Raw genomic sequence first — 23,772 nt, forward strand, 5'->3', positions numbered from 1 at the left:
AGCAATGGCAAGTGTGCGGGTGACCGGGCTGCCGCCGGCAGGGGTAGCGGCGTTGCGGGCGTGGCTGGACGACGCGGGCCGGCTGCGGCGCGGCATGTCTGCGGTGGTCGTGGACGCCCGCGGGGCGCGAGTGCCGGTGCGAGCGCTGTGCCAGGTGCTGCGGCTGGAACCGCAGGACTTGGTGGCGCTGGTGGAGCAGGCTGTGGGACGGCCGGTGGTCAACCGTGCGCGGAAGCGCGTGAGCGAGGCGGCGCTGCGCCAGGATGTGTGGCAGTACGCGGCCGCACAGCTGCCGGCGTGTCCGGGGCTGGTCTCACGGATGCGCGCCGCCGGGATCGGCGTCGACGAAGGCACAGAGGTGCGCAAGCTGGTCGACGCCCTCGCCGCCGTGGCAAAACGGCTGCCGATCGACCCGCCGGTCTCACTGCCCAAGCTCGCCCACGACACTGCTGGCGACCCCCACTTCTTCGACCTCGACACCCTCGCCGGCAGCCGGCTTGTCACGCTGGTCGCCGAACTGACCGGACAGGTGGAGCCGACACGGCCGGACCGGATCCGCGCTCTGCTCGAGCAGAGCGGAGTCGTCCCTGACCGGCTCACCGCCACCGTGCTGCTCCACCGTGTGCAGGCAGTCGGCGACGGACCGGTCGACCGGCGCCTACGCGACGCCGTCGCCCCGGTCGCGCTGCACCTGTTCGACCTGACCCGCACTCCCCCGCGTCTGAACCAGACCCAGATACTCACCGTCGTGGAGAACCCCTCCGTCCTCGAAGCCGCTCTCGCCTGCGGCCACACTGCGCCGATGGCCTGCACCAGCGGACAGTTGCGTGCCGTCGACCACGCCCTGCTGCAACTCGCCGTCGACCAGGGCGTGGCGCTGCGGTACGCAGGCGACCTGGACGGGCCAGGGCTCGGCATCGCGCACACCGTCGCCCGTCTGTACGGCGCCAGACTCGTCGCCATGGACCTGGCCACACTCCACGACGCGGGAACTCACCCATCCAGAGTGCTGCTGGGCCCGCTCACCGACGAAGACATCGACCTGCAGCTCGCTCGCGAACTGCGCGACATGGGACGGGTGGTGTTCCAGGAACATGACGCCGTTCTGGACCGTCTCCTCCCGCCCTCCTCCACCTAGGTGGCCAGTCCGGATCGAGATCGTTGTCCGGCGCACGGGTGTGCACGTGCTTCGGCACATGAGACCGTGCAGCGAATCTAAGACTCTACAGCAGTTCAGGCGGCGAAGCCGATGTTGGTGACGTACTCGTACTGGCCCCACTGCGAGCCGAGGTCGACGATCTTCTCGATCCAGGCGTCGTCCAGGGCACGGTCGTCGCCGGTGGACCAGGCGTCGATGATGGCCTCCCAGTGGCGGATGTTGAGGGTGCGGAATTCCACGACCCGCTGGTAGGAAGGTCGCACGCCGGACTGGTTGAGCGGGTGGATCTCGACGCGGGTACCGCGGCCTGTGCGGTTGAGGCGGGCCAGGAGGTAGCGGGCGACGTTGTGGCGGCGGACCGTGCGGTAGGCGGCTTCGACCCGGGCGAGGTTCTGCCTGGTGGGGTTGCGGGTGCCGGCCAGCCATGCCTTCAGGGTGCGGCCGGTGACGGTCAGGCCCGCGTCGTAGGCAGCGGTGCGGGCGTGAGGGGTGCGGGTGAGGTAGTGCAGACGGGCCATAAGGCCGCGCCGGGTGGTGACAGGAGAAGTGATGAAGTCGGCGAGGGCGTCGAGCTGGCGGGCGACGGCCTCGTGGCCCTTGATGCCTTGGGCGCCGTACTTGCCGAAATCGATGGTGCGCTCGGGCACGTGAACTCCTCCCCTGTCAGTTCTCGTCGGTGTGTCCGGCGGCGGCCGGGTCGGTGGGTACGGTGCCGACGGCGTACACGTCCTTGACCTTCACCTCGGAAACCCCGCGGCCTTCCGGGAAGACACGGCGCCAGTTGCCGACGACGTGGAGTTCGTCGGTGCCCATCACGCGGACGACCGTCAGGCCGGCGTCGTGTGCCTTGAGGGCTTTGGCCCAGAGGTTGGCGAAGGCCTGCGAGCGGATCAGGTGCATCCAGTCGGGGCGGTACAGCTCACGGTTGTAGTTCGATTCCCCCATCGTGGAGACGAACTTCGAGTACATCGCCTTCACGTACTCCAGCGTGACCTCGTCCCCGCCGGCGATCGCGGTGTCGCGGGCGTCCTTGAGCGTGATGCGGAACTTCTCCAACAGGCTCTCCGTCGCCCCCGAGGTGAACGACTCGTGGATCTCGGGGGGTTCGCACAGGGCGTACTTCGGGCCGGACAGGCGCAGCAACAGGCGCAGGGTGGGTTCGGTGACCCACAGGGGGCCGGGTTCGTCGCGGTTGCCGATCGGGTTGGGCAGGTGGGCGCCGTGCTCCCATGCGGGCGGGGTGATCAGGTGGACGCCGGCGCGGCGGCGGTCGTGCATGTTGCCGACTGTGTGCTCCAGCTGGCCGAGCGGCAGGTGCGTCTTGAGCGCGCTGAGATAGGCGCCGTTGATGTCCAGGGCCGTCACCTCGTGCCGGTCTGCGGGCAGTTCGGGGCGGGTCCACTTGGGGCGGGCCTCCCAGATCTGGTCGGCGCCGCGCGCGGACTGCTTGCGCAGGATGTCCGGGATCCAGGGGTGGGCGACGATGGCGTAGCGGCCGCCCCTGCGGCAGTCGTCCAGCAGGGCCATCGCATCCGGGATCGCCCGCTTGACCAGGGATGCGGTCGCCGCTTCCACATCGCCCTCGTGCGCCTCGAGCGCCTCGGCCACGGCCGCCGCGATCGGGCCGGACGGGTCGGCGTCGGACACGGCCCGCGCACAGCGGCCCGCGGGCACGGCCTTTACCGGCTTCGCGGTGCGGCCCTCCATCCGCCTGGCGGGGGTGTCGGGTGCGGGGGCTGTGGTGGCGCACTGGGCGGGGTCGAGGTGCTGGGGAAAACCGGCGACCTGGTGGCGGGCCAGCTGCCCGCACAGGACACACGGCTCAGGCGCGGCCAGAGCTTCGACGTCGTCCATGTCGTCGTCTGCGGCCAGGCCGCCGCCGGCTGCCGGGGCTGGTGTGCTCTCGTCCAGTGCGGGCCGGGGCGCGGAGGCTTCGTCTGCGGGCTGTGGGGCGGGGGGTGCGAGTTTCACGGCCAGGCCGTCCAGGAGGTAGGCGTACTTCGTCCTGAGCTCCCCGGAGGGGTCCCGGCCGGTCTCCCACCCCGTGACCGTGGAGGGGCTCACTCCGAGAGTCCGGGCCACCTGGGCCTTCGACAGGCCGGCCCGCTCACGCAGGTCACGGCGTACCTGAGCTTCGGGGAGCGCGGGCTGGGGGGTGAGGGAGGCGAGCAGCGAGTCGATCGCGTCGAAGTCGCTCATCGTTCTGCGGCTCTCAGATGTAGGTGACGGGGTTGCGGGACATGTGCGGGCTGGGCGTGGGCTGGCCCACGCGCGGGTCACCGCGTAGCAGGTCGCCCTCGAGGGCGTAGCGGGCGCCGTGCTTGGAGATCCCGGTGATCCTCGCGACGGCGAGCACCGTGCCGTCGGTGTTGATGATCTGTACCTCGTCCTGGGACAGAGCCCGGTCGGCGTTGAACTTCCAGATGCCGCGCCCTGCCTGCCAGGCTTCATCTTCAGACATCCCAGGGCGCCATCCGATCGTGGCGCGTCCCAGACCGTCGCCGGTGTCGGCGGGCCGCTCGGCTCCCAGCTGGATCTGCAGCACCCCGTCCACCCTCCCGCCATTCAACTCTTTAACTTGTTGTGAAGTTACCAGCCGGGGGTAACTTCACAACAAGTTAAAGAGTAATCCACTCACTCGGCGGACGGACCCGTCCGCCACCACCGAGCCAACCAGGGAAAGCGCATGGCCAAGACCTACAGCGAAGTACTACGCGGCGTCCGCGAGGGCACCTGCACCGCGTGCGGCACACCCCGCGCCGAGCTGGTCCACGTGCGGTTCACCCCCGACGCGGACATCCGGCGCTGCGGCGAATGCGGCGGCGACACCCCGCTGGAGATCCTTGTCTCCGCCCCGCCGAGCGAGGCCACCCACCCCGGCGCCGACTAACCGGCCTGGTGGGGCGGCCCCGCCGCGCCCGGCGCCATCTTCCCCACAGCCGTCGTTCACGCCGCCCGGCACACGGCCTGCCGGGCACCCCACCGACGGGGCCAGGGAGATCACGAAAGGTCAACAGTACGGCCAGGACATCCCCTGTCCGCCACCCGTGATCGCACGCCACTCAACGACGGGAACACGGCCCGCGGCGGCATCGATCACCCACCTGCTCGCCGAGGCCGGCCGCGACGCCGACGACAGAACGCCAGCCCCGCCAGTGCGGACAGTATCGGTTGAAGCGCCGGAGGCCGCTGCGCCGAAAGAACCTTCCTCGATCACCTGGGGCTCTCAAGCCAGCCCGGTCTTCAGGAGCCTGGAGCTGATCCACTCGGCGGTGGATGCCCGAACGAACCCTCTCTACCAACGCCACGGCATCCACCGCGCCGACTATCCCGTTCTCGACGCCCTCACCCCACACACGTCTTGGCGCCCACGCAACTGGCCCAGCAGCTGGCGATCACCACTGGCGCCCTCACCCCCGGCTCGACCGGCTCGAAGCATCGGGGCTGATACAGGGCCTCTCCGTACCCGGCGACCGCCGCAGACTCCACATCCAGCTGACCCTCGCCGGACAGCGCTGCGCCGGGGCCATCAGACTCGACCTGAGCAGCCACCTGCAAGAGGCCGTCCAAAGCATGGGGAAGACCCGGCTCGACGAACTCTCCTCGCTTCTGGCAGGGGGTGAACTGTGTCAAGCCGCCGCGTGCCTGTGTCTTCGGGCGGGTGCGCGAGGGCCGCCAAGCGGATCAGCCCACTGCCGCGGGGGCGTCGGGGTGCTCGTCGAGCCAGGCCAGGCCGGCCGGGTCGAGGTGGTGGCGGGCGCGGGTGACGGCGACGTAGGCCAGGCGGGCTTCGTCCGGGTCGATGGGGCCGGGTACGGGGCGGCCTGCGGCGTCGAGTTCACCGGTGTCGGGGGGTGGGGTGAAGTCGGGGGCGATGCGTACCCGGGGCCATTCGCGGCCCTTGGCCTTGTGGGCGGTGGAGACGGTGATCTGGGCGTGGGTTTCGGGCACGAGCCGGTCGACCGCGTGGAGGATGGCGTCGGGGCCGTGGCCGTCGACGAGGCCGACGAAGGGCTGGAGGTCGGCGCCGGCAGGGTCGAGTTCGGCGTAGTCGCGCAGTTCGTTCCAGGTGGTGAACAGCACCAGTTCGGGGTGGTGAGTGCGCCGGCCCTGGATGAGGTCGCGGGCGGCGTGGGCCAGGGCACGCAGCGCGTCTCCCCCGCCAGCCAGTGCGGTGGGGGTGCCGGTCTGCTGGAGGGCGAGGATTTCGGTGACGGCGCCGATGTTGGTGCGGCACAGCACCGCGCCGGTCCGGCCGGTGGACGGCCCGATGGTGGTGGGCAGGCCGGTGCTTCCGCTCAGGCGGATGGGGGCGCCGGCGAGGGTGAGCCAGCGGTTGGCTTCGGCGGCGAGCGCGGGGCCGAAGCGGAAGGAGCGGGTGAGGGTGAGGTGTTTGCCGGTGAAGCCGGTCATGACGTCGCGGGCGCCGCGCCAGCCGTAGATGGCCTGGGCGGAGTCGCCGACCATGACGATCTGGGTGCGCTCTCTTTGGGCCAGGACGATCTGCTCGAGGACGGGGTTGGTGTCCTGGGCCTCGTCCAGGAGCAGGTAGTCGGCGTCGAGGACGGGTTCGGTCAGGGCCCACATCTTGAGGTAGTGGTCGTGTTCGAAGCGGACGGTGCCTGCTGCGGGGTCCTGCAGGTCGTCCCAGGCTTTGGCGGCGTACGGCAGGAGCAGGTCGGCGAGTTCGGCGTGTGCGGCTTCGGTCTCCAGGCCGCGCAGGTGCGGGATGTGGTGGCGGGCGAGTTCGGTGTCGGCGGACTGGCAGTAGCGGGTCACGGTGCGCAGCACCGTGTTGGACAAGGTGGCCGGCAGCAGGTCGCGGCCCTGGATGCGGTGCGGGGTGTTCAGGCCGAGGTCCGCGCCGGTTTTCCAGCCGGGCCGGCGGGGGCTGTTGAGGCGGTCGCGGTAGCGGTGGCCGAGGGCGGCGTAGGCCAGGGAGTGCGCGGTCTTGCATTGCACGCTTACGGGGAAGCGGGTGGTGGCGTCCTGGGCGATGGCGCGGTTGAAGGCGAGGTAGCGGCCGCGGCGCTTGGGGGTTTGCTGCGCGAGGAAAGCGAGGGTGGAGGTCTTGCCGGTGCCGGCTCCGGCCTGGATGGCGAGGTGTCCTCCGCTGGTGAACGCCTCGAGGGCGGCGGCCTGTTCTGCGGTGGGGGTGAAGGTCATGGCAGAGGGTCTCCGGGAAGCCGTGGCAGTCCGCGGGGCGCGGGCATGCGGAAGGGCCCTGCACCGGGCGGTGCGGGTGCCGGAGTTGAAGGTGTCAGCCGGTGTGCCTGTTTCCGGTGCGTGTCACGCCCGGCCCCCTCCCAGGGGTGATGGAAGGGGAACACCTCAGCGGTATTCGAGCGGGTGGGCGACCTGGATGTCCCGTTCGGGTGGTGGATTCGGAGAGGTTCAGTCCGCGGGGTGCGGGGGCTCGTGGTCGGCACACAGGGGCGCCAGGAGCTCTCCCAGGGGGATGTTGAAGGCGTGGGCGAGGGCGTGCCAGGTGGCGAGGGTGCCGATGGTGCGGCCCTGTTCGATCTCGATGAGGGTACGCCTCGAGAGGCCGCTGCGAGCGGCGAGTTGGTCGTAGCTCCAGCCATGCCGCGCCCGCAGCCGGGCCAGGGACTGGCGCAGTGCCGTCGGGTCCGGCTCCGGCGGCGGGAAGATCGTCACCCGTCCATCCGACGGGGCAGACCCCTGCCCTGACAGTGCAGATCTCTGCCCTATTTGTGTGCGTCCGGGCGGCCTCCAGCAGGGCAGGAGTCTGCACTACGGTGTCCGCTCGCCGCACACGCTCCCCCGGCGGGCCCGATCCCGCCCCGACAACCTGGCCGAAGGGACCTCATGGCCGCTGTGCCCGCACGCGCCTGGAGCGTGACAATCACTGCGCACGCCGGGCGCCCGGCCCTCATCTGCAGCGCGTGCCGCTCCGTCGTCGCGCAACCCGGCATCCCGGTGTTGCGCCAGGCGCGCCGTCACCTCGCCGGGCACCTCGCCGACACTCCCCTGCCCCCTCACCTGCGGATCTGCCAGTGCCGTGACCACGGGTGCATCTGGCACCGGCAGCCCGCCCCCTGCTCCGGTCCGCTGCGGCTGCTGCTGATCTGCAGCGCCAACGGCCGCACCTGGCACCTGGCCGACACCTGCCGCGGCTGCGCCCGCGCCATCCCCCACGCCGCCACTGTCCCCGAACCCCCTCATGCCACCGACCTTCCGCCCTCGCCCCGGCCCGCTGCGCCAGATGCCGACCACGATGAGTGGGTGGAGGCCCTGTGAGACGACCGGCACCACGCCACCACCCGCATCCGCGGTCACATCGCCCTCTTCCGCTCTTCCGCCCATCTGCGGGACGGCGTGCGGCCCGCCTGCCGGAAGCAGAGCCTGTCGGGGAGCGCATACGGATTCCCGGCCCGGCAACCGGACACGGCACGGGACCGTCGGTGCAACGCCGCGCTCACGCTGTGGCCTGCGCCGGATCGGGTGGGCAAGCCGCGCGCGTTGCCCACCCGATCCGGTGGACGCGCGCCCGGCCCCGCTTCCCGTACCGGGACTGGCCGTTGGAGCACCCGGCAGACAGTCGGTCAACCCGAAGGAACCGCGGTGGCAAGGGACTTCTTCTGTGAGCGGCTCGTGCTCACGTCGGACGGCGGAGTGCGGGATATCGATCTGGCGTACCCGGTGGTGTGTGTCTTCGGGCCGATCGACACCGGCAAGACCACGCTCGTCGACTGCATCAAGTACGCGCTCGGGCTACCCGTCGCCTGGCGTGAGGTGCCCGGTGAGCGCCTGCAGACGGTGACGCTGTTCGTGCGGGTCGAGGGGATGCGCATCGGGCTGCGCCGCTCCGTGGTCCGGGACGCGTCCAGCGTCGAACTCCTGGACAGCAGCACAGGCGGCGTCGAGGAGATCCTCGACGTGGAGCCGGACAGCGATCGGCGGGTGGTGGGCGAGGTTTTGCTGGACCTGCTCGGCCTGGGTGAGATGTTCGCGCCGCCCTCGGCCGTGGCCCTGCTGGGAGCCGGGGCACGGCTGACGTTCGAGCAGTTGTATGCGATGTGCTACCTCGCTCAGGACGTGGTGGACGGCACCGAGTCGGTGAGGGGCAAAGCCAATACCGCCCAGTCCTACCGAACCGTGGTCGAGCTGCTGCTGGGGCTGACCGACGGCCCGATGCGGGTCCTGACCGCCCGCAGGGACGGGCTGTCGCGCACCCTGAGTGATCTGAGGCGGCGGGCGGAGACCATCAGCACGTTCTTGACCGGCAGCGCCGCCGACCTCGAGGCGGAACTGGCCCGCTCACGCGACGAGGAGCACGCAGCGCTGCAGCGTCTGGAGGAGTTCAAGGGCCGAATGCGGGCGGCCACCGCCCACGCCGACCCGCTGCGCCGCCGCGTCCAGGAGGCGGAGCAGTTCCTCGAGCGGTGCCGGCGCGCGGTCGCCGACGGCGAGCATGCGCTGGTGCGCCTGCAGCAGAAGGTCAGGGAGCTGATCCGCGAGCATGACAACGGTCCTGCGCGGCGCTCTCCCTGCCCGGTGTGCTGCGCCGATCTCACACTGCGGCCCGTCCCCGAAGGGGACTGCCCGTGGTGCCTGAGCGAGCTCGATCCTGCCGTCCTGGCGCGGGCCCTGCAGGCGGCGCAGGACGCGCTGGCGGCGGCGGAGCGGCAGCTGACCGAGCAGGTCAAGGCCCACAGCGAGGCGCAGGCTACCTGGGAGCAGGCACGCATCGAGCTGGATGCTCGCACCCGGGAGGAGATCAGCCCGTTGGCCGCGCAGATCGAAAGGCTGGCCGCGGCGCACGCGACGGCCCGCACCCGGACCATGATGCTGGAGCGGGAGCTGGAGCCGCATCGCCGGCTGGCCGAGCTGCACCGCTCCGTCCAGACGTGCGAGGACGAGCTGAAGGGGGTGCGGGAGGAGATCCGCACCCGCAAGAACCTGCTGGCCGGGCGGCAGACCACGCTCGGCGAGTTCGAGGAGCACTTCACCGGCCTGGCCGGTTCCGTCGGCCTGCCCGGCGATCCGGGCGCCCGGCTCAACCACAGCTCGCTGCTGCCCCAGGTCCGCGCCGGCAGCCTCACCAAGGTCGGGCACGGGGTGCGCTGCGCCATCAACGTCGTGTACCGGATGGCGTTCCTCAGCTACGCCCTGGTGACCGGGGCAACGGACCTGCCGTCCTTCCTCGTCATCGACTCGCCCCGCAAGAACGTCGGATACGGCCACGACGACCAGGAGCTCGTCGGCCGGCTCTACACCCACTTCCTCGACCACATCGCCGGGGTACGCAGCGGCGGTGCGCTCCGCACCCGGCCCCACCAGATCATCATCGTGGACAACGACCTGCCCCAGCTGCCCAAGCGCCTACTCGATCAGATGCGCATGATCGAGCTGACCCGCGACAACCCGCTCGTCCCCTGAACGCCGCGAGCAGACCCAACGGCTCGCGAGCCGCAGCGCTGACACCGGAACCCGCTGGTGCCCCAGCGGGTTCCGGTGTCACCCACCAAAGACCGCTTGGCAGGCCGCTTTGCCCTGTGCAGCAAGTGTCGTCAGCCCGGCGGTGACAGTGGTGATGCCGTCCAGGCGTGCCCGCACCCGCTCGTAGGCGGCACGGCCGCTGCACCTTCACCACTGGCGGGGTCGATGTAGGCGGCGGGGGTGATGGGGACGACAGGTGTCACGGCCTTGCTCAGCGCGGTGGGGCGATGGGCTCGGTGGGGTCGTGTGCCCAGAAGGCGGCGGTGACGCGCTGAACGAGGAGGGACTGGTCGCTCGGCGGGTCATCATCGCTGTCCACGGCGTGCGGCACGAGGACCCTGGTGCGGGCCACGCGCCGTCCGTCTTGTGCCATGAGCGGACGCAGGACGTTGACGAGTTGTGTGGCGGTGCAGTTGGGGTCCGGCAGCACGATGGCGTCGAGGTCGCGGGGCAACGGGTTGTAGCTCCTGCGTACGCAGCGGATGACCGGCTGGTCGTGTGCGTACCGCCCTGCCGGCGGGTCGTCTTCCAGGAGAATCGCCGCGTCGAGCATGTCCACCGCCAGTTGCATGCCGAACTTATGGGCCTCGCCCTTCGTGGCCAGTACGACCGCGACACGGCGCAGCCGGAGCCGTTCGATAATCTGCGCGGTTGCGCTGGCTTCGGTGGACCATTGCCGCGGACGCCGCGAGGCGAGGTTTCTGCGGACGCGGACCACCGCCAGCTGGCAGGGCGCCAGCAGTTCTTCGTCCTCCAGCGCCTGCCGGCTCGTCGGGACGACGTGGCTACCGAAGATCTTTTGTGCAGGCATGTGAACCGCCCAGTCCACGTCGCGCGCCTTGAGGCCGGGTGCCATCTGGCGGGGGATGCGTGGAGTGGCCGTCAGATAAATGCGCCGCCGGGCCAGGATGCGGTCGTCGTAGTGGATGCCGGCATAGGGGTGTTCCGGCGTGATGATGCCCTCTGCCGTGCGGTGCGCTTCTTCGACGACGAGGTGTCCCCAGGCAGGCAGGTCGTGGCGACGGTGGCTGTCGGCGACCAGTCGGGCATCTGCGTAGCGGGCGAACACCAGCGCTCCGGGCGGCTGCTGTCTGATCCAGTCGGCCAGATCGGCAGCGCTGGTCAGACGGGCACCACCGTGCGGGCCGAAGCCCAGGCCCGCCTGCGGCCTGTCGCCCACTTTCCGCCAGGTGGCGGCGGCTTTGCGGAGGTAGAGCACATCCGGGCCGAGGATCAGGCAGGTTTCCGGGGCAAGTTCAAGCACGGCGGACGCGATGGTGGTGGTCTTGCCTGCTCCGGCAGGCATGCTGATCAGCGTCCGGCGGCCGCCCCCGCCGAAGATCATCGGGGCCAGGCCCGGTGGCGGCTCGCTCTCGGCCGTCCAAAACACCGGGCCGTGCGCACCCACCAACGCGGCAATGTCCTGGAGAGCCGGTTCCTCCCCAGCCGCGGAATTGCTCGTGACGGCAGCGGGGGTCTGTGTTGATGGAAGCGGTGCCGGCGGCGTCTGTGCGCGCTGGGAAGCCGGTGTCCACTCCATGGCCAGTGCGTCCAAGGATGCGATCTCCTCGCTGCTGAGGGCACCTTGGCGGGCCTGGGCACGCAGGTCGGTGATCCATGGGCCGAGCGGGAAGCGTCGGTCGCCTTCGCCGGCGTGGAAGTCGGGCGGGACCTGCAAGTGGTGGTGCTGGCGGTAGAAGTGCCGGGCGGCGCGCAGGCCGCCTGCGAAGTGGTTGGTGGGGGTGCGACGGAGCGCCAGGGCCAGCGGGCTGTCCTTGAACGGCAGTGCCGCCAGTTGCTGGCGCTGCTCCTTGGCCAGGGTGGGGAACATGTCGAACTGCCGGTCGAGCCATCGGGTTACGTGGTCTGCGTCACCGGGCAGAGGGCCGGGGGTGATGACGGGAGGCGACGTGCTGTCGCGGACCCGTGCCAGGGTGCGCTGCCATGCGTCGGACCAGTGAGGGTTCCACCAGCGGTCGATGTCACGCAGGGCGCGTCGGTAGGGGTCGGGCAGGGTGCCTGCGTCGTCCTGGCCGCGCTGCTGCAGGAGCCACTGCGCGAGAGGGCGGCGCAGGTAGGTCTCCTGCGGGTCGTGGGGAAGGAGGTGGCCGTGCTCGCGTGCGTAGGCCTGGGCGGTTTCGAGGAAGGCCTCGGTGCTGTCCGGGTCGTGGCGCCAGGTGATGTTGAAGGTGGCCAGTGCGGCGACGCGGGCGGCGGGCAGGTGTCCGGCGGCTTTGAGGGCGCGCTGATAGCCGAGCCAGCAGCCGAGATGAAATCCGTCGTCGGTGATGTGGTTGCTGGGGACGTTGAGGTGTCCGTGTTCGGTCTGGAAGGTCCGGGCAGCGGCCATCCCGGCGTCCCAGATGTCTGGTTCGGGTTCCATGATGCGCAGCATCAGGTGGGGGGCGATCTCCAGGGCACGGGCGGGGCGGACGGCGTAGTCGGGGGTGGAGATGAGCAGGCGGCGGCCGCTGATCGGCAGGCGGTAGAAGTAGTGCTCGTCGTAGGCCCGCAGCGCGATCATGACTTGGTGGAGCAGGTGGTAGGGCGTGCCGAAGGTTGCTTCTTCGGGGCGCTGCCCGGGGCCGAACAGAACGGGGATGATCAAGGTGGAGACCTTGTTCATGCCGGGGCCGATGCGCAGGGCCCGTCCGATGGCCTGGATGATGTCGATGGTGGACTGCTTGGGGTCGGCGAACAGGACAGAGTCGGCCAGTGGGAAGTCGACGCCTTCGACGCACAGGCGGACATTGCACAGGACGCGGAGTTCGGCGAGCGAGCCTTCGGGCCGGGCTGTCGGGGCTTGCCCGAAGTGGCTCATGCGTTCGCGCCGCACCGGCCGGGAGTGCTTGTGGTGGATGCTGGACACCCACAGGCCGTCGGCGTGTTGGCCGGGGATGGCGGCGGCGGTCTGCGGGAGGGTTTCGGCGAGGGCTTCGCACTGCGCGATGCTGCGGCTGAAGGAGACCGTCCGCTGAATGTGGTGGTCCTCGCGGGCTTTGAGCAGGGCCAGTTGGGCTGCGGCGACCCGCGCGGCATCGGCCTGCGGGGTGCGGCCCCGCTTGGTGCGGCTGGTCAGGAAGGCGCGCAGCTGCGGGTGGTGGATCTCGGGGGCCGCGATGCGGTAGTCGGCGAGTCTGCCTTCGTGGATGGCCTCGGCCAGGGAGTAGCGGTAGGCGACGGTGCCGTAGAGCGATACATCGTCCATGGAGGCGATCGGTTCGGTGACGACGCCCCGGTTGACGTCCCAGATGCGGGGTGTGGCGGTGAGGTAAAGGCGGTGGCGGGCGGGGATGGCGGCGTCGTCGTGGATGACGCCCCAGGCCTTGCTGCGGGCTCCGGCGGTGCGGTGGGCTTCATCGACGATGGCGATGTCCCAGCGGGGCAGTTGATGGTCGCGGTGGGCCAGGCGGAGCTTCTTGAGGGCGGCGTAGGTGGCGAAGACGTTGACCGGGCCGTCGGCGTCTCGTACGGCTTGGGCCAGGTGTGCCGGGTCGCTTGTCATGGTGAGGATGCCGTCGAGGACGGGCTCGCTGGTTTGCGGATCGGAGCAGACACCGAGGTAGCGGCCCGGGCGGCCAGCGGTGTACCAGACGCGGGCGGTCTGGTTCAGCAGGTCCAGGGTGGGCAGCAGGGTCAGGCTGCGGCTGTTGGCGGTGATCTCGTGGGCGATGTGGACGGCGAGGTGGGTCTTGCCGGTACCGCACGGCATGATCACCTGTTGTCGTGTGCGTCCCATCGCGAACGCGTTGAGCACACAGTCCGCGGCATCACGCTGGCGGGTCCATAGCTTGCTGGACAGGCGTCCGCCGGGAAGATCAAGCTGCACGGGTGTCAACTCCGCGGTTCTGGCAGGTCAGTGGGTCTGCCCGAAGATTGCGCAGGGCAACGACCGCGTACTGCCCGCCCGCGGTGTTGCCACACGATCAGGTGAACCGCCGTACGAAACCGACCTGTTCGGTGTTCGCGCGCGATCTAACTGTTCAGATACAGCACAGGTGGCGGCTGCGCGAGGCCGATCTGTCGGCAGGACGGAGGGCCGCATGGTGTGGGGCCGGAGTCTGGCACGCGTGTCGGTACGGCTGGCCGGCCATGAGTCGAACTGCTCGCTGCTGTGGCGTGTGGCGGCGGCTCAGGGCGTGGACATCGCCTTCCTGCTGGACGAGTTGGGCGAGGGAGAGCCGGGGCAGCAAGCGGTGCAGCCGCATCTGGCCGAGGTTTTCTTGAGCGCTCCGGCCGCAGAGCGGCTCGCCGCGATGCTGAATGTGGAACTGCCGAGGCTGCAATGGGCGCTGCCTCATCTGCGCGCGACCCACCTGTTGCCCGGGCAGCAGGCCCGGTGGGAATGGCCGTGGTATCCGATGGAGCACTATCTGATCCCGGCCTGCAGCCGGTGTGTGGCGCTGCGCGGCGGCGGGTGGGGCCCAATCTGGCTGGTCTGGCCCGAGTCCTGGAAGATCTGCGACCGGCATGGCCAGTTCACCCATGTGCGCCAGTCCGGCTCCGGCGTGGAGTTGGCCCCTCTGGCGCAGGTGGCGCGGGCCCACCGGCAGCACCAGCGGTTCGCACGCCGACACGGACCCGTCGGGGCGTACCTGACCGCGGACGGGTTCGCAATCACCGGCTGGTGGTGGCGCACGACGGTCGTGGAGTGCTGGGCACGGCGGGCACATCGCGCCGGGCGGCCGGAGGGCGACCTGGAGTCGGCGTGGCTGTGGATGTACCCGGAGGCCGTCGCAGTGGCCCGCGCACTGCTGGACTACGAGCGGCAGCGCGCGATGCGGCCCGGCGGGCCGTGGGCAGCGGCCGAGGCGCAACTGCTGGAGCGCCTGGGGCAGCTGGCCGCTGCGCTTGAGCTGCCGTCCGGGACGTGGCAGATCCCGGTGGCACAGTGGCTGCACCAACATCACCGATGCAGGCCGCCGATGGCCGGGCCGGGCCGGCCGGTGACGGCACTCATCCACGCCGACGACGAACAGCAGCAGTCCCTGGTCGAGCGGTGCTGTCTTCCCTGGGACTGGAACGACCCGTCCGTGCCCGTGTGAGGCGGCGCGGCAGCGCCTGTTTGCCGCCCGCGGACCACAACTGCTCAGGTTTCGAGCTGGCGTTCACTGGGCCCTTCATCCGGGTGATCGGCTGCTGCGGTGGCTGCGGGCGCCACCCTGCTCGGCGGATCATGGAACGGGTCTGTCTGAGGCGGGCCTGCCTGGCAGCGAGCGGATGGAGGGGGCGCGCGTGCCGGATGCTCCCCTTAACCAGCAGGTGATCACCGTCTGCTATCTCGACCGGTTCGGGCGTCGGCGTGAACTGCCGGTGGAGCAGGTCGCTCAGGTGCCGTTCGAGCAACTGGCACCCCTGCAGATGCCGGTGCCGTATCCGGGCCGGCGGTCCTTCGTCACCAAGGCCTGGGCCTCGGCCACCGGCCAGTCGCTGGCGTGCGGTTCGCTGCGCCAGCAGCGCTGCGCAATGCTGCTGGACCGGGATCCGGAGGTAGCCGCGCGCAGCGCCGGGCCGATGGAGCTGCACTGGACGCGGGACGGCTGCGTACAGAGTCTGCAGCCGGGCTTCGTCGCCTTGCGGGCGGGACGGCGGGAGGTCATCTGCGTGGCTCCTGAGGAGCTCACCGACGCCTGGCACGCCGGGCAGGAACTGCTGGCCCGGGCCGCCGCCGTGGCCGACTGGCGGGTGCACGTCATGCGGCCGCCGGACGGTGTGGAGCTGGACAACCTGAAGCTGCTGTACGCCGCCCGCAGCCCACAGCAGCTCTCCCCGGACGATGTCGAGGCGCTGGCCCGGCACTTCACCTCGGCGCGCACCATCCGCTCCGGAGTGCGCGCGGCGGGCCTGCCCACATTCGCGGGCATCGACCTGGCCTATCACCTGATCTGGAAACGGCGGCTGCACACCGACATGACCAGACTCCTGACGCCGTCGTCGACGGCATGGCTCGGGGAGGACGGATGACCGCACCGCACGACGCGGCACCGCCCGTCCCGGTATCAGACGGCGCCGACACCCTGGCCCTCGGCGACACCATCACCTTCAGCCGAGCGCACTGGCTGGTGACCGCCTTTCACGGTCCGCGGGTCTTCCTCACCGCAGTCGGGGACACCACGGCCGAGCCTTTGATCATCCTCCAGCCGGTGCTGACGTCCGCGAAGGACTTCGCGGTCCTGAGCCGTGAAGCCCCTCGTACCGTGGTCGCCCACCGCGGACACGAGCTGAAGGCCCTACCCGCCGCCCTGCGCCGCGAGGTCACCCGGTGGGAACGCATCGTGAAGGAGGTACTGCACCAGCAGGCCCCGAACGTGCCGGCGACCACCCGGCCCAAACCCGCCTTCGACCCGGAGCTCCACACCCTCAAACAGCGCTACCGCACCAAGGCCAACCAGCTGACCGCGGCTGGCTGGCCGACCTCACCCGCCACCGTCGAGCGCAAGTGCCTCGCCTGGCGCAGGGAGGGCTTGCTGGGGCTGGTCGACCGGCGTGGCCAGCGCGCCGCCTCCGCGCACGGACGCGTCGATGAGCGGGTGATCGACCTGGTGTGGGAGATCCTGGACGGCGAACGCGAAGCGGGGCTGTCGCCGGGCACCTTGTCGCGGCTGATCGGCCGTGTACAGCAGACAGTTCAGGCCCGCTATGCCAAGGAGCTCGCCGACGCCGATGCCGCCACCACGGCTGCTCTGCTGCCCAGCCAAGCCACGTACTACCGGCTGCTGCAGCGCCTGGGGATCACCGCACACAATGCGCATGTGGTCTCGGCCCGGCGTGCGGCCGACCCGCCGCTGTCGGTGGCCCGGCCCGGCAGCCGGCGGGCGACCACGGCACGCTGGCCCGGGGAGCTGGTGCAGATCGACACCACCGGGCTGGATGTCCTGGCCATCGGTGACGACGGGCAGGTCATCTCGGTGGAACTGACCATTGCGATCGATGTGGCCACCCGCAGCATCGTCGGTGCGCTGATCGTGCCCAAGCGGTTCCGCCGCACTGCCGGTACAGGCCGGTGGCTGGGCGGGCGGGCCACCCGCAGCTTCGACACGGTACAGGTCGTGGCGCAGAGCACCGCACCGCTGCCGGTACGGCCGGGGTGGGCCCCGGAAACCTTCATGGACGGCTCGGATCTTCCCTTCGCTGAACTCCTGGCCGCCGACGAGCGGTTCGCCGGTGCGGCCGCCCGGCCGGTCATCAAACCCGAGACACTCGTCGTCGACCACGGCTCCCCGTTCGTCTCCGCAGACTTCACCCGCTCCTGCAACTCCCTGGGCATTGAGGTGCGCGAGGCCCGGCTGCGCACCCCCGTCGACAAGGCGATCGTCGAACGCGCCATGCTGGCGATCAAGACCGGCTTCAGCCAGCACCTGGCCTCCTACACCCACCACCGTCTGGACCTGCGCGGCAAACACGTCCGCAAGCAGCCGCTGTGGACGATCGCCCGGCTGCAGGAACTGTTCGACCAATGGGTGGCGCTGCACTGGCAGCAGACCCCGCACGGCGCGCTGCGCAGCCCGTTCACCCCGGGACTGAAGCTCACCCCGAACCAGATGTACGCGGCGCTGATCTCGCTGCGCGGCTATCGGGCCACGGCGCTGACCGAGGGCGAGAACCGCAAGCTGCTACCGACCGTGTGGGTGCGCATCAACCGCAAGGGCTTCCAGATCAACAACCGCACCTACAACCTGGACAAGGGGACCCTGGATCCCTTCCGCGGCTCGTCCGGGCTCGCGGCCTTCCAGGGACGCTGGGAGGTGCACTACTCCCCCAACCAGCCCGAGGTCGCCTGGCTGTTCGACCACCGGGCCGACCCAGACGGCGACCCGTGGGTGGAGGTGCCCTTCATCCACCGGCGCCTCCTACGCGACCGGTGGACCGAAGAGAGTTGGGAGCAAGGGCTGCAGGTCCATCTCGCCGCCGGCGGCCGCCGCCACGACGAGGCCGCCATCGCCCGGGCCACGCAGCGTCTGCTGTCCACAGCCACCGACGGGCCCGGGCCCGATGACATGCCCGCTGTCTCCGCCCGTTCCCTGCCCGCGCCCCGCCTCCGGCCAGTGGCGCCCAAAGAGCCCTATGCCGCCGGGATGCCGCCGCTGGATCCACAATCGGTACGGCCTTTCCGCCGCCTCGATCGCCCCGCTGCACAACTGTTCACCGCCGGCGAGTCCGCCCAGGACAGCGCACAGAGCGTCGATGCCTTCCTCGCCTCACTGCCCGAACTCAATCCGCCCGCCGACGGTGAGAACGGCCCAAGTGGCCAGCAAGGACAGGACATTGAAAGCACCGGTACGTGATCCGCAGTCCCCGCCCGCTCCCCCAGCCCCGCCGGCCCCCGACCTCGCCGGTCCGCCGACTACCCTGCTGGGGTGGCGCACCCGCCTGCGGCAACCGCCCTTCCAGCCCCCGCCCCTGGTTCCACTGCCGCCGCAAGACCCCTCCTGCGCCGACAGCGAGGAGGCACGGGAGAACGATCCCCGCGTCCGCTACCACGCCGACCTCGGCCTGATCGAAACCACTGACATCGAGCGCGGACTGCACCTGGCACGGCGGATGCTCCGGCGAAACGGCGAGCGCCGCCAGATCGGCCCGCACGTCGCCATCGACAGCGACTACCGCGGCACCGGCAAACGCACCCTGCTGCACCACATCGGCATGGGCCACCAAGGCCGCCACGAGAAACTGCACGGCATCGACGACACCCGCATCCCGGTCGTCTGCATCAACGCCCCGCCCACCCCGGGCACCCCGGCCGACTGGTCCGCCGCCCTGGCCACGTTCCTGGGCTGGGACCTCTACCGCGCAGACACCGACAGCCGACCCGTGCAGCGCGTGAAGGACTTCACCGGGCCCGCCGTGCACGTGATGCGCACCCACCACGTGGAGGTATGCCTGGTCGACGGCGTCGACCGGCTGCGCACCGAGGACCTGCAGCCTACCTTCGACTTCTTCGACTACCTCGCAGACGAACTGAGCCTGACCATCTTCTGGAGCGGCATTGGCTCCAGCGACATCCTCCGCGAAGCCCGCACCGCCCGCATCCCCGCCCTGCGCCGGACCAGCGACGCCGCCCCGCTGCGCCAGCGGCCCGTACCCACCTTGTGGGTCAACCGGCTGCCGCCCCGCTGCCCCGAACACCCCGACGAATGGCCCCGAGCCCTCGCCAGCTTCGACGGAAGACTCCAACTGTGCCACCACCGGCCCGGCAGCCTCCTGGAACTCGACGAAGAACTCTACGAGATCACCGACGGGCTCATGGAGAACCTCACCCCACTGCTCAGCATGGCCGCGCAGATCGCCATCCTCGATGGCACCGAAGCGGTCACACCCGAGGTCCTGCACGACGCCGCCCGCTACCTCGATCTGCCGGGCAAGGATGACACCAACGGCGCATGGTGACGCACAGCGCGCGGGCGTGGGGGTCCTGGTCCCCTCCCAGGGCCGCGAGGTATCAACTCCCCCGGGGCCCAGGCGCAGTACCCGTTCTGCTGATCGGCGGTCGTCTCAGGCGACCCCGAAAACGGCTAGGAATAGAGCCTTCTGCCGAAAGGCACAGACCATGCCGAGGCCTGGGTGGGCGGACCTGGTGACGGGCCCAAGCCTGCGCGGTGAGTTCACTGTTATCGCGGGTGCGTACCGGCCGGGTTGAGGGCTGCGGGCGGCGATGGCGGGTTCGTCGTGCGGTGACTCGGGTGCCAGCCGGTGCGGAGGCCGGAAGCGCCATGGCCGGGGAGGCGGGTCTTCTCACCTCGGCCCGTCCACGGGGCTGATGGTGAGTTCCACGGGGGCGACACGCCGGCCGTGGCAGGTCCAGGCGGCACCCGTCCAACGGCCTTGCCGGGGAGCGAAGACCACTGCGATGACGCTGTGGAAGCCCAGCTCGGGATCGTCCAAGAGATCTCGGTAGGTGGCCGTGTCGCGCGCGCTGGGGACCGGACGCCCGGTGGGGTGGGTGTGCCATTCGCCGACCCAGACGCTGCTGTCGGCCGCGAAGGCCGCGTCGGCGAGCGCCTGAGCGTGCGCGAGATCGCGCAGGAAGTACGTGGGGGTGCGTACAGCGGCGGGTCCGGGAGTTCCGGCGTGGTGGACCGTGACGGTGTCACGGGTGTGGTGTCCGAGCAGGATTCCTCCGGTCTCGGTGGTGTGGTCGGCCGTGCGCAGTTCGGTGGTGATCACGCGGGCGGCCGGGGCAGTGAGGTGCACGACGGCCACGGGCTGTTGGGTCATGGCTCTTCGCAGGTGGGGCAGCCGGGTCTGGGTGGGGTAGCGGGAAGCCAGCGCAGTTCGGCGGTGCGGTGGAGGTCGAAGGGCGGGGCCCAGCCGGGTTGGCGGCGCAGTCCGAGCAGGGCGTGCTCTCCGGGCAGGCGCTGGTCGGGGTGTCCGGCGCGTTCGAGGAGAGTGGCGACGGCGCTCTTCGCCGCGAGGTGGGCGACGAGGTGGAGGTCAGGTCCGACAGCGGTCATCGGCCGGTGCCGCGTGCCGGTGCCGTATCCGGCGTCCAGAGCGGGCTCGGGGTCGACGCTGCCGGCTTCGGCGAGGGTTTGCCGCCGACAGGTCAGGCAGCCGTGCTGGGGCCAGGGGCGCAGTCGGAGGATCTCGCCGAGGGCTCCGTCCTGCAGGACGCAGGCGAGGACGGCGGTGAGGCCCGCTCGGCGGGCCAGGTGGCCGGTGACGCGGCGTGCGGCCACGCCGTCGGCCGCGCACACGACGAGGTCGGTGTCTGTGAGGAGGGCTCGGATCCGGTCGGCGTGCTCGATGACGTCCAGGGCCAGGGGCGCCACGCGCGTGTCGGGGCGCAGCTGGGTGAGTTCCTCGGACAGCGCGGTGACCTTGGTGCGGCCGATGTGTTTGCGGGAGCTGGTGTGTCGGACGAGATTGTGCCATTGGAGGCGGTCGGGATCGACGAGGGTGAGGTGGCCGACGCCGTAGCCGGCCAGCGCGTGCGCGGTGGCCGAGCCGATACTCCCCGCTCCGATCAACATGACGCGGGTGCTACGGAGTTCTTCGACGGGCCAGTGGCCCTCGAGCTGCAGAACCCCGGTGACTTCGGGCTCGACCGACACCTCAAGCGGCTGGATGCCCGCACGGGTGACGTGCCAGGCGAGGAGGTCGGGCAAACCGCTTTCGGGAAACGCGTCCTTCACGCCGGGGGCGTGGGTGATGGCCACATAGCCGCCGTCGCCCGGCGTCTTGAAACCACTGGATACGGCGTCCTTGAACGCATCGAGCTTCAAGGACGTGCCGCGCCGTACTCGCAGGAGGTACCAGAGCGCGTGCAGTTCGCCGGTGGCCCGGTACCAGTAGCCGGTGGGAAGGGAGTCGCAGCCCGCCAGCAGCCGGTTTCCGGGTGCGGGATCCACCGAGATGATGGATCCGTCCGCTCCGTCGGAGATGCCGCTCACGACGGCAAGGTCGTCGGGCCGGCTGATGCGCAACGACAGCCGGCCCGATGGGCCCGCGGTGCGGAGTCTGGTCACGGCGCCCTGTGGGATGAGGATCAGCACGCGGGACCGTCCTGCCCGGCGGTGTCCGGCTCACCGTGCCCGGTGGTGTCCGCGGGTGTCGGGGGCTGGGCCAGGAAGTGGTCGAGGCGACTGTCGGTGACGATTCCACTGCCGGTCATCTCCTCGATCGTCTGGTGCTTCATCAGCGCGTACTCGATCCGCCAGCCGGCGGCCTTCAGCAGCAGGTCGCCAACGGACTCGCGGCCCGTCCATACGTCGTCGCGCAGGAGGCACAGGCTGGAGTCGCCGTTGACATGCCAGCGGTGCTGGGTCCACTCGAACGGTTCGGGCAGCGGGTCCAGAGGGAAGACCCGGGGGGCCACCATGGGGTAGGCCTGGCCGTATTCCAGGCGCAGCCGGAGGCCGCGCTCGCCGATCCAGTCGGTGAGGTGGGCGGGCTCGGGCCGGTCGAACGGCCAGCGGGGCAGCATGCCCTCCCATCCTCCCGCTCCCTCGTCGCTGAAGACGAGGTGGGGAAAGTGGGCGGGGATCTCCTCCTGGTCTCGTCGCAGTCGGCGTGGTTCGCACTCCCACCAGGTGATGGAAGTGCGGGTGCTGCGAGCAGGTGCGGTCGTCATCCCTGGGGTGCGTCCTTGATGGGGCGGGGAGTGATGAGCGCGGGCGCGCCGATCAGCGAGGTGGTCTTGGAGGCAGGGGCGGGCGCCGGGAAGTCCTCGCCGAAGATCTCCTGCCACAGTCGCAACGCCTCGTCGGTGTCGCCTTCGACCGCCGCCGCGCAGGCCTGGTCCGCCAGGTCCGCGGCATTGGCGAACGCAGCCGACAGGCCCTGGCGGTCCAGGTCGGGCTGGACCTCGCCGCACAGACCGGCCGGGTCCCACACGCCCTCGTTGACCCGGGTCGCGGCGGCGGTGAAGAACGTCTTCAACCCCTGGGAGCGGTTGCCGGACATGGGCAGGCACTGCAGGGCGAGGACCTCCATGACGAGGGACTTGACGCGTCCCTCGACCGGTGCGTCGAGCCGCCACTGCTTGAGCAGCCTGACCAGCGGCCGGAAGTATGACCAGGAACGCTGGTGTTCGGCGACCAGTTCGATCAGGTATTCGGGGTTGGCCGGCACCCACCTGGCGCTGAGCTTCTCGGGTATGAGCAGCGAGTTGTCGGGCTGCCGCAGCGCGGTCATCACGTCGACGGTGAAGGCCTCCGGGTCGTCGGGGTCGTCGAGGAAGCACTTGACAGCGTGGTTGCGCAGCAGGGTGTGTCGGACCACGGTGGCGTGGGTGCCTTTGCTCTGGCTCAGCAGCCGGTTGACCTGGGAGCGGATGTGCTCGAGGGCCTCCTCCGCGCTCGGCCCGCTGCTCCCCCACTCAGGGTGCTCGTCCGGGTCGTAGACGACCACGATGTCGACGTCGTGGATGGGCTTGAGCTGCGTGCTGCGGCTCAAGGAGCCCGATCCGAACGTCTCGAGGACGTCGGGCTCTTTCAGCAGCGCCTCCTTGAACAGGTCCCGGCGCCCGCGGGCCAGCCTCGTTTTCTCAATGTCCTCGTCGACGGTCTTCTGCAGCGCGTCGAATGCCTCGTCGATCCTCATGCGGTGTGCCTCCTCGGGCTCGCCGTTCAGCCCGATGCACGCCCCGGACGCGGCACCTCTGTGGTGCGCGGCCGAAAAAGGACGTTCGATGGCTGCTCGTTGCCACGGTACGGGCCCCCACTGACAACGCCCTTCGGATCAAACCGCATTGATCTTCAGGGTGAGGTGCTGTCCCGTGCCTGTCGCCGATCCGGCTGCCGGGGGCAGCGCGTCGGAGCGGTCAGGAATCTGCCCCGGCAGGCATGGAACGCTCGCCCCGCAGAGCGGGATCGCACGCAGCGCGCTCCCAGAAGAGCGCATTCCGACCGAAGAGTTGGGGGGGGTGGGCATGAGATGGCTCGGGCACTTGAGGCGGCTTGCACTGTCCCGGGAAGGCGGCGGCACGATGGTGATGACAGCAAGCACGGCCGTCGCGCTTGGTGTCGTGCCGAACATCCTGGAGCAGTTGACCAGCCGGCCGTGGGTGTTCGCCGTGGTCTTCGCCGGTGCGCTGGCCTTGGTCGTCGTGGGATGGGGACTGCAGCGCCCGCGCGGCCTCGGCGTGGTGATCAGCCTGTATCCGGCACGCCGCACGCGGGCCTCGCGGGTCGTGGCCTTCAAGGCAGGCCTCCCGCCAAGCGCACAGCACGACGCTGGTCGTCGACCGCGCGGTCCTGTGGCCAGGCGAGCCCTCCGCCCCACACTGATCGTCCGTCTGGCATCGGCCGCTTCCATGGTCGACGACGCCCGCCACGTGGCAACCACCGGTCAGGTCGCCCACGGGCCGGGACACCACACCGGCTACCACCTCCCGCCCGAGGGCACCACCGGTGCGAACAGCCCGTGCGGCGCCTACCTCGTCATCGACACCGGCAACGCCTACCTGCCCGACGACTCCGCGCTCCATGCCGCCTTCACCACCCACATATGGGAGTGCTGGCAGACGGCACGCCGGCAGTGGGCAGCGCAACTCGGCGACGCCACCCCGGTGGAGGAGCTGCTGTTCTTCCATGGCCCGCTGCCGATCGCTGTCGCGTTGGGCTGGCTGACGGCCCGTGACCGCCTCATCCTGGTCCCCCACGACCTGCACGAGGCGCGCTGAGCAACGGCTTCACCCGGGCAGCGTGATG

Annotated in this window: 19 protein-coding genes; 9 read left to right on the plus strand and 10 right to left on the minus strand. The window is 70.4% G+C overall.

Annotated features, from left to right (window positions below; genetic code table 11):
- Positions 1-4 precede the first annotated feature (4 nt).
- Positions 5-1,138 (plus strand): TIGR02679 domain-containing protein, encoded by a 1,134-nt coding sequence (locus BGP73_RS21420; RefSeq protein WP_212732831.1) that lies wholly within the window; start codon positions 5-7, stop codon positions 1,136-1,138.
- 95 nt (positions 1,139-1,233) lie between these two features.
- Here BGP73_RS21420 and BGP73_RS21425 read toward each other — a convergent pair whose 3' ends face one another.
- Genes BGP73_RS21425 through BGP73_RS21435 form a run of 3 tightly spaced genes read right to left on the minus strand, consistent with a single transcriptional unit; the run spans position 1,234 to position 3,620 of the window.
- On the minus strand, positions 1,234-1,806 hold the full coding sequence (locus BGP73_RS21425) for a hypothetical protein (protein ID WP_069817472.1): 573 nt from the start codon (positions 1,804-1,806) through the stop codon (positions 1,234-1,236).
- 16 nt (positions 1,807-1,822) lie between these two features.
- A complete protein-coding gene (locus BGP73_RS21430) occupies positions 1,823-3,358 on the minus strand; it encodes a helix-turn-helix transcriptional regulator (protein WP_069817474.1) in 1,536 nt (511 codons plus the stop codon).
- A gap of 13 nt (positions 3,359-3,371) precedes the next feature.
- Positions 3,372-3,620, minus strand: a complete 249-nt coding sequence (locus BGP73_RS21435; protein WP_244501311.1) for a hypothetical protein — start codon at positions 3,618-3,620, stop codon at positions 3,372-3,374.
- Between the two features lie 225 nt (positions 3,621-3,845).
- On the opposite strand from BGP73_RS21435, the gene BGP73_RS21440 reads away from it, so the two are divergent.
- Complete coding sequence (locus tag BGP73_RS21440; protein ID WP_069817476.1) at positions 3,846-4,049, plus strand: hypothetical protein; 204 nt, start codon at positions 3,846-3,848, stop codon at positions 4,047-4,049.
- Between the two features lie 794 nt (positions 4,050-4,843).
- Here BGP73_RS21440 and BGP73_RS21450 read toward each other — a convergent pair.
- Positions 4,844-6,325: a UvrD-helicase domain-containing protein gene (locus BGP73_RS21450; protein WP_069817480.1), complete on the minus strand. Its 1,482-nt coding sequence runs from the start codon at positions 6,323-6,325 to the stop codon at positions 4,844-4,846.
- Positions 6,326-6,553: 228 nt separating this feature from the next.
- Positions 6,554-6,817 carry a helix-turn-helix transcriptional regulator gene (locus BGP73_RS21455; protein ID WP_069817482.1) on the minus strand — a complete coding sequence of 88 codons (264 nt, stop codon included), beginning with the start codon at positions 6,815-6,817 and terminating at the stop codon, positions 6,554-6,556.
- Between the two features lie 201 nt (positions 6,818-7,018).
- On the opposite strand from BGP73_RS21455, the gene BGP73_RS21460 reads away from it, so the two are divergent.
- Both BGP73_RS21460 and BGP73_RS21465 read left to right on the plus strand, forming a co-directional pair.
- On the plus strand, positions 7,019-7,420 hold the full coding sequence (locus tag BGP73_RS21460; protein ID WP_139134592.1) for a hypothetical protein: 402 nt from the start codon (positions 7,019-7,021) through the stop codon (positions 7,418-7,420).
- A 324-nt stretch (positions 7,421-7,744) separates the two neighbouring features.
- On the plus strand, positions 7,745-9,562 hold the full coding sequence (locus BGP73_RS21465; protein WP_069817485.1) for an AAA family ATPase: 1,818 nt from the start codon (positions 7,745-7,747) through the stop codon (positions 9,560-9,562).
- 271 nt (positions 9,563-9,833) lie between these two features.
- On the opposite strand, the gene BGP73_RS21470 is transcribed toward BGP73_RS21465, so the two are convergent.
- The gene (locus BGP73_RS21470) at positions 9,834-13,451 is read right to left on the minus strand and encodes a Helicase associated domain protein (RefSeq protein ID WP_170837912.1); all 3,618 of its coding nucleotides are present in this window, start codon (positions 13,449-13,451) and stop codon (positions 9,834-9,836) included.
- 214 nt (positions 13,452-13,665) lie between these two features.
- Between BGP73_RS21470 and BGP73_RS22805 the strand changes: the two genes are divergently transcribed.
- From BGP73_RS22805 to BGP73_RS21490, 4 genes are all read left to right on the plus strand, one after another.
- Positions 13,666-14,667, plus strand: a complete 1,002-nt coding sequence (locus tag BGP73_RS22805; protein ID WP_069817489.1) for a hypothetical protein — start codon at positions 13,666-13,668, stop codon at positions 14,665-14,667.
- 190 nt (positions 14,668-14,857) lie between these two features.
- Entirely contained in the window at positions 14,858-15,586 is a 729-nt protein-coding gene (locus BGP73_RS21480; RefSeq protein ID WP_139134595.1) for a hypothetical protein, read from the plus strand.
- Positions 15,583-17,907 (plus strand): DDE-type integrase/transposase/recombinase, encoded by a 2,325-nt coding sequence (locus BGP73_RS21485; protein WP_069817493.1) that lies wholly within the window; start codon positions 15,583-15,585, stop codon positions 17,905-17,907. The genes BGP73_RS21480 and BGP73_RS21485 overlap by 4 nt, the downstream gene beginning before the upstream one ends.
- Positions 17,888-19,009, plus strand: a complete 1,122-nt coding sequence (locus BGP73_RS21490) for a hypothetical protein (protein WP_069817495.1) — start codon at positions 17,888-17,890, stop codon at positions 19,007-19,009. The genes BGP73_RS21485 and BGP73_RS21490 overlap by 20 nt, the downstream gene beginning before the upstream one ends.
- Before the next feature lie 345 nt (positions 19,010-19,354).
- On the opposite strand, the gene BGP73_RS21495 is transcribed toward BGP73_RS21490, so the two are convergent.
- The 4 genes from BGP73_RS21495 to BGP73_RS21510 all read right to left on the minus strand — a co-directional run bounded on the left by BGP73_RS21495 (position 19,355) and on the right by BGP73_RS21510 (position 22,663).
- Positions 19,355-19,837: a Mov34/MPN/PAD-1 family protein gene (locus tag BGP73_RS21495; protein ID WP_069817497.1), complete on the minus strand. Its 483-nt coding sequence runs from the start codon at positions 19,835-19,837 to the stop codon at positions 19,355-19,357.
- Complete coding sequence (locus BGP73_RS21500; RefSeq protein WP_244501312.1) at positions 19,834-21,012, minus strand: ThiF family adenylyltransferase; 1,179 nt, start codon at positions 21,010-21,012, stop codon at positions 19,834-19,836. The genes BGP73_RS21495 and BGP73_RS21500 overlap by 4 nt, the downstream gene beginning before the upstream one ends.
- Before the next feature lie 95 nt (positions 21,013-21,107).
- Positions 21,108-21,692, minus strand: a complete 585-nt coding sequence (locus BGP73_RS23245; protein ID WP_069817501.1) for a hypothetical protein — start codon at positions 21,690-21,692, stop codon at positions 21,108-21,110.
- On the minus strand, positions 21,689-22,663 hold the full coding sequence (locus BGP73_RS21510; protein ID WP_069817502.1) for a hypothetical protein: 975 nt from the start codon (positions 22,661-22,663) through the stop codon (positions 21,689-21,691). Before BGP73_RS21510 ends, BGP73_RS23245 begins: the two co-directional genes overlap by 4 nt.
- 391 nt (positions 22,664-23,054) lie before the next feature.
- Here BGP73_RS21510 and BGP73_RS21515 point away from each other — a divergent pair, with 391 nt between their 5' ends.
- Positions 23,055-23,744: a hypothetical protein gene (locus BGP73_RS21515; RefSeq protein ID WP_139134596.1), complete on the plus strand. Its 690-nt coding sequence runs from the start codon at positions 23,055-23,057 to the stop codon at positions 23,742-23,744.
- Positions 23,745-23,772: the final 28 nt, after the last annotated feature.

The organism is Streptomyces sp. TP-A0874 (genome assembly GCF_001748085.1).
In the GTDB taxonomy this organism is placed as follows: domain Bacteria; phylum Actinomycetota; class Actinomycetes; order Streptomycetales; family Streptomycetaceae; genus Streptomyces.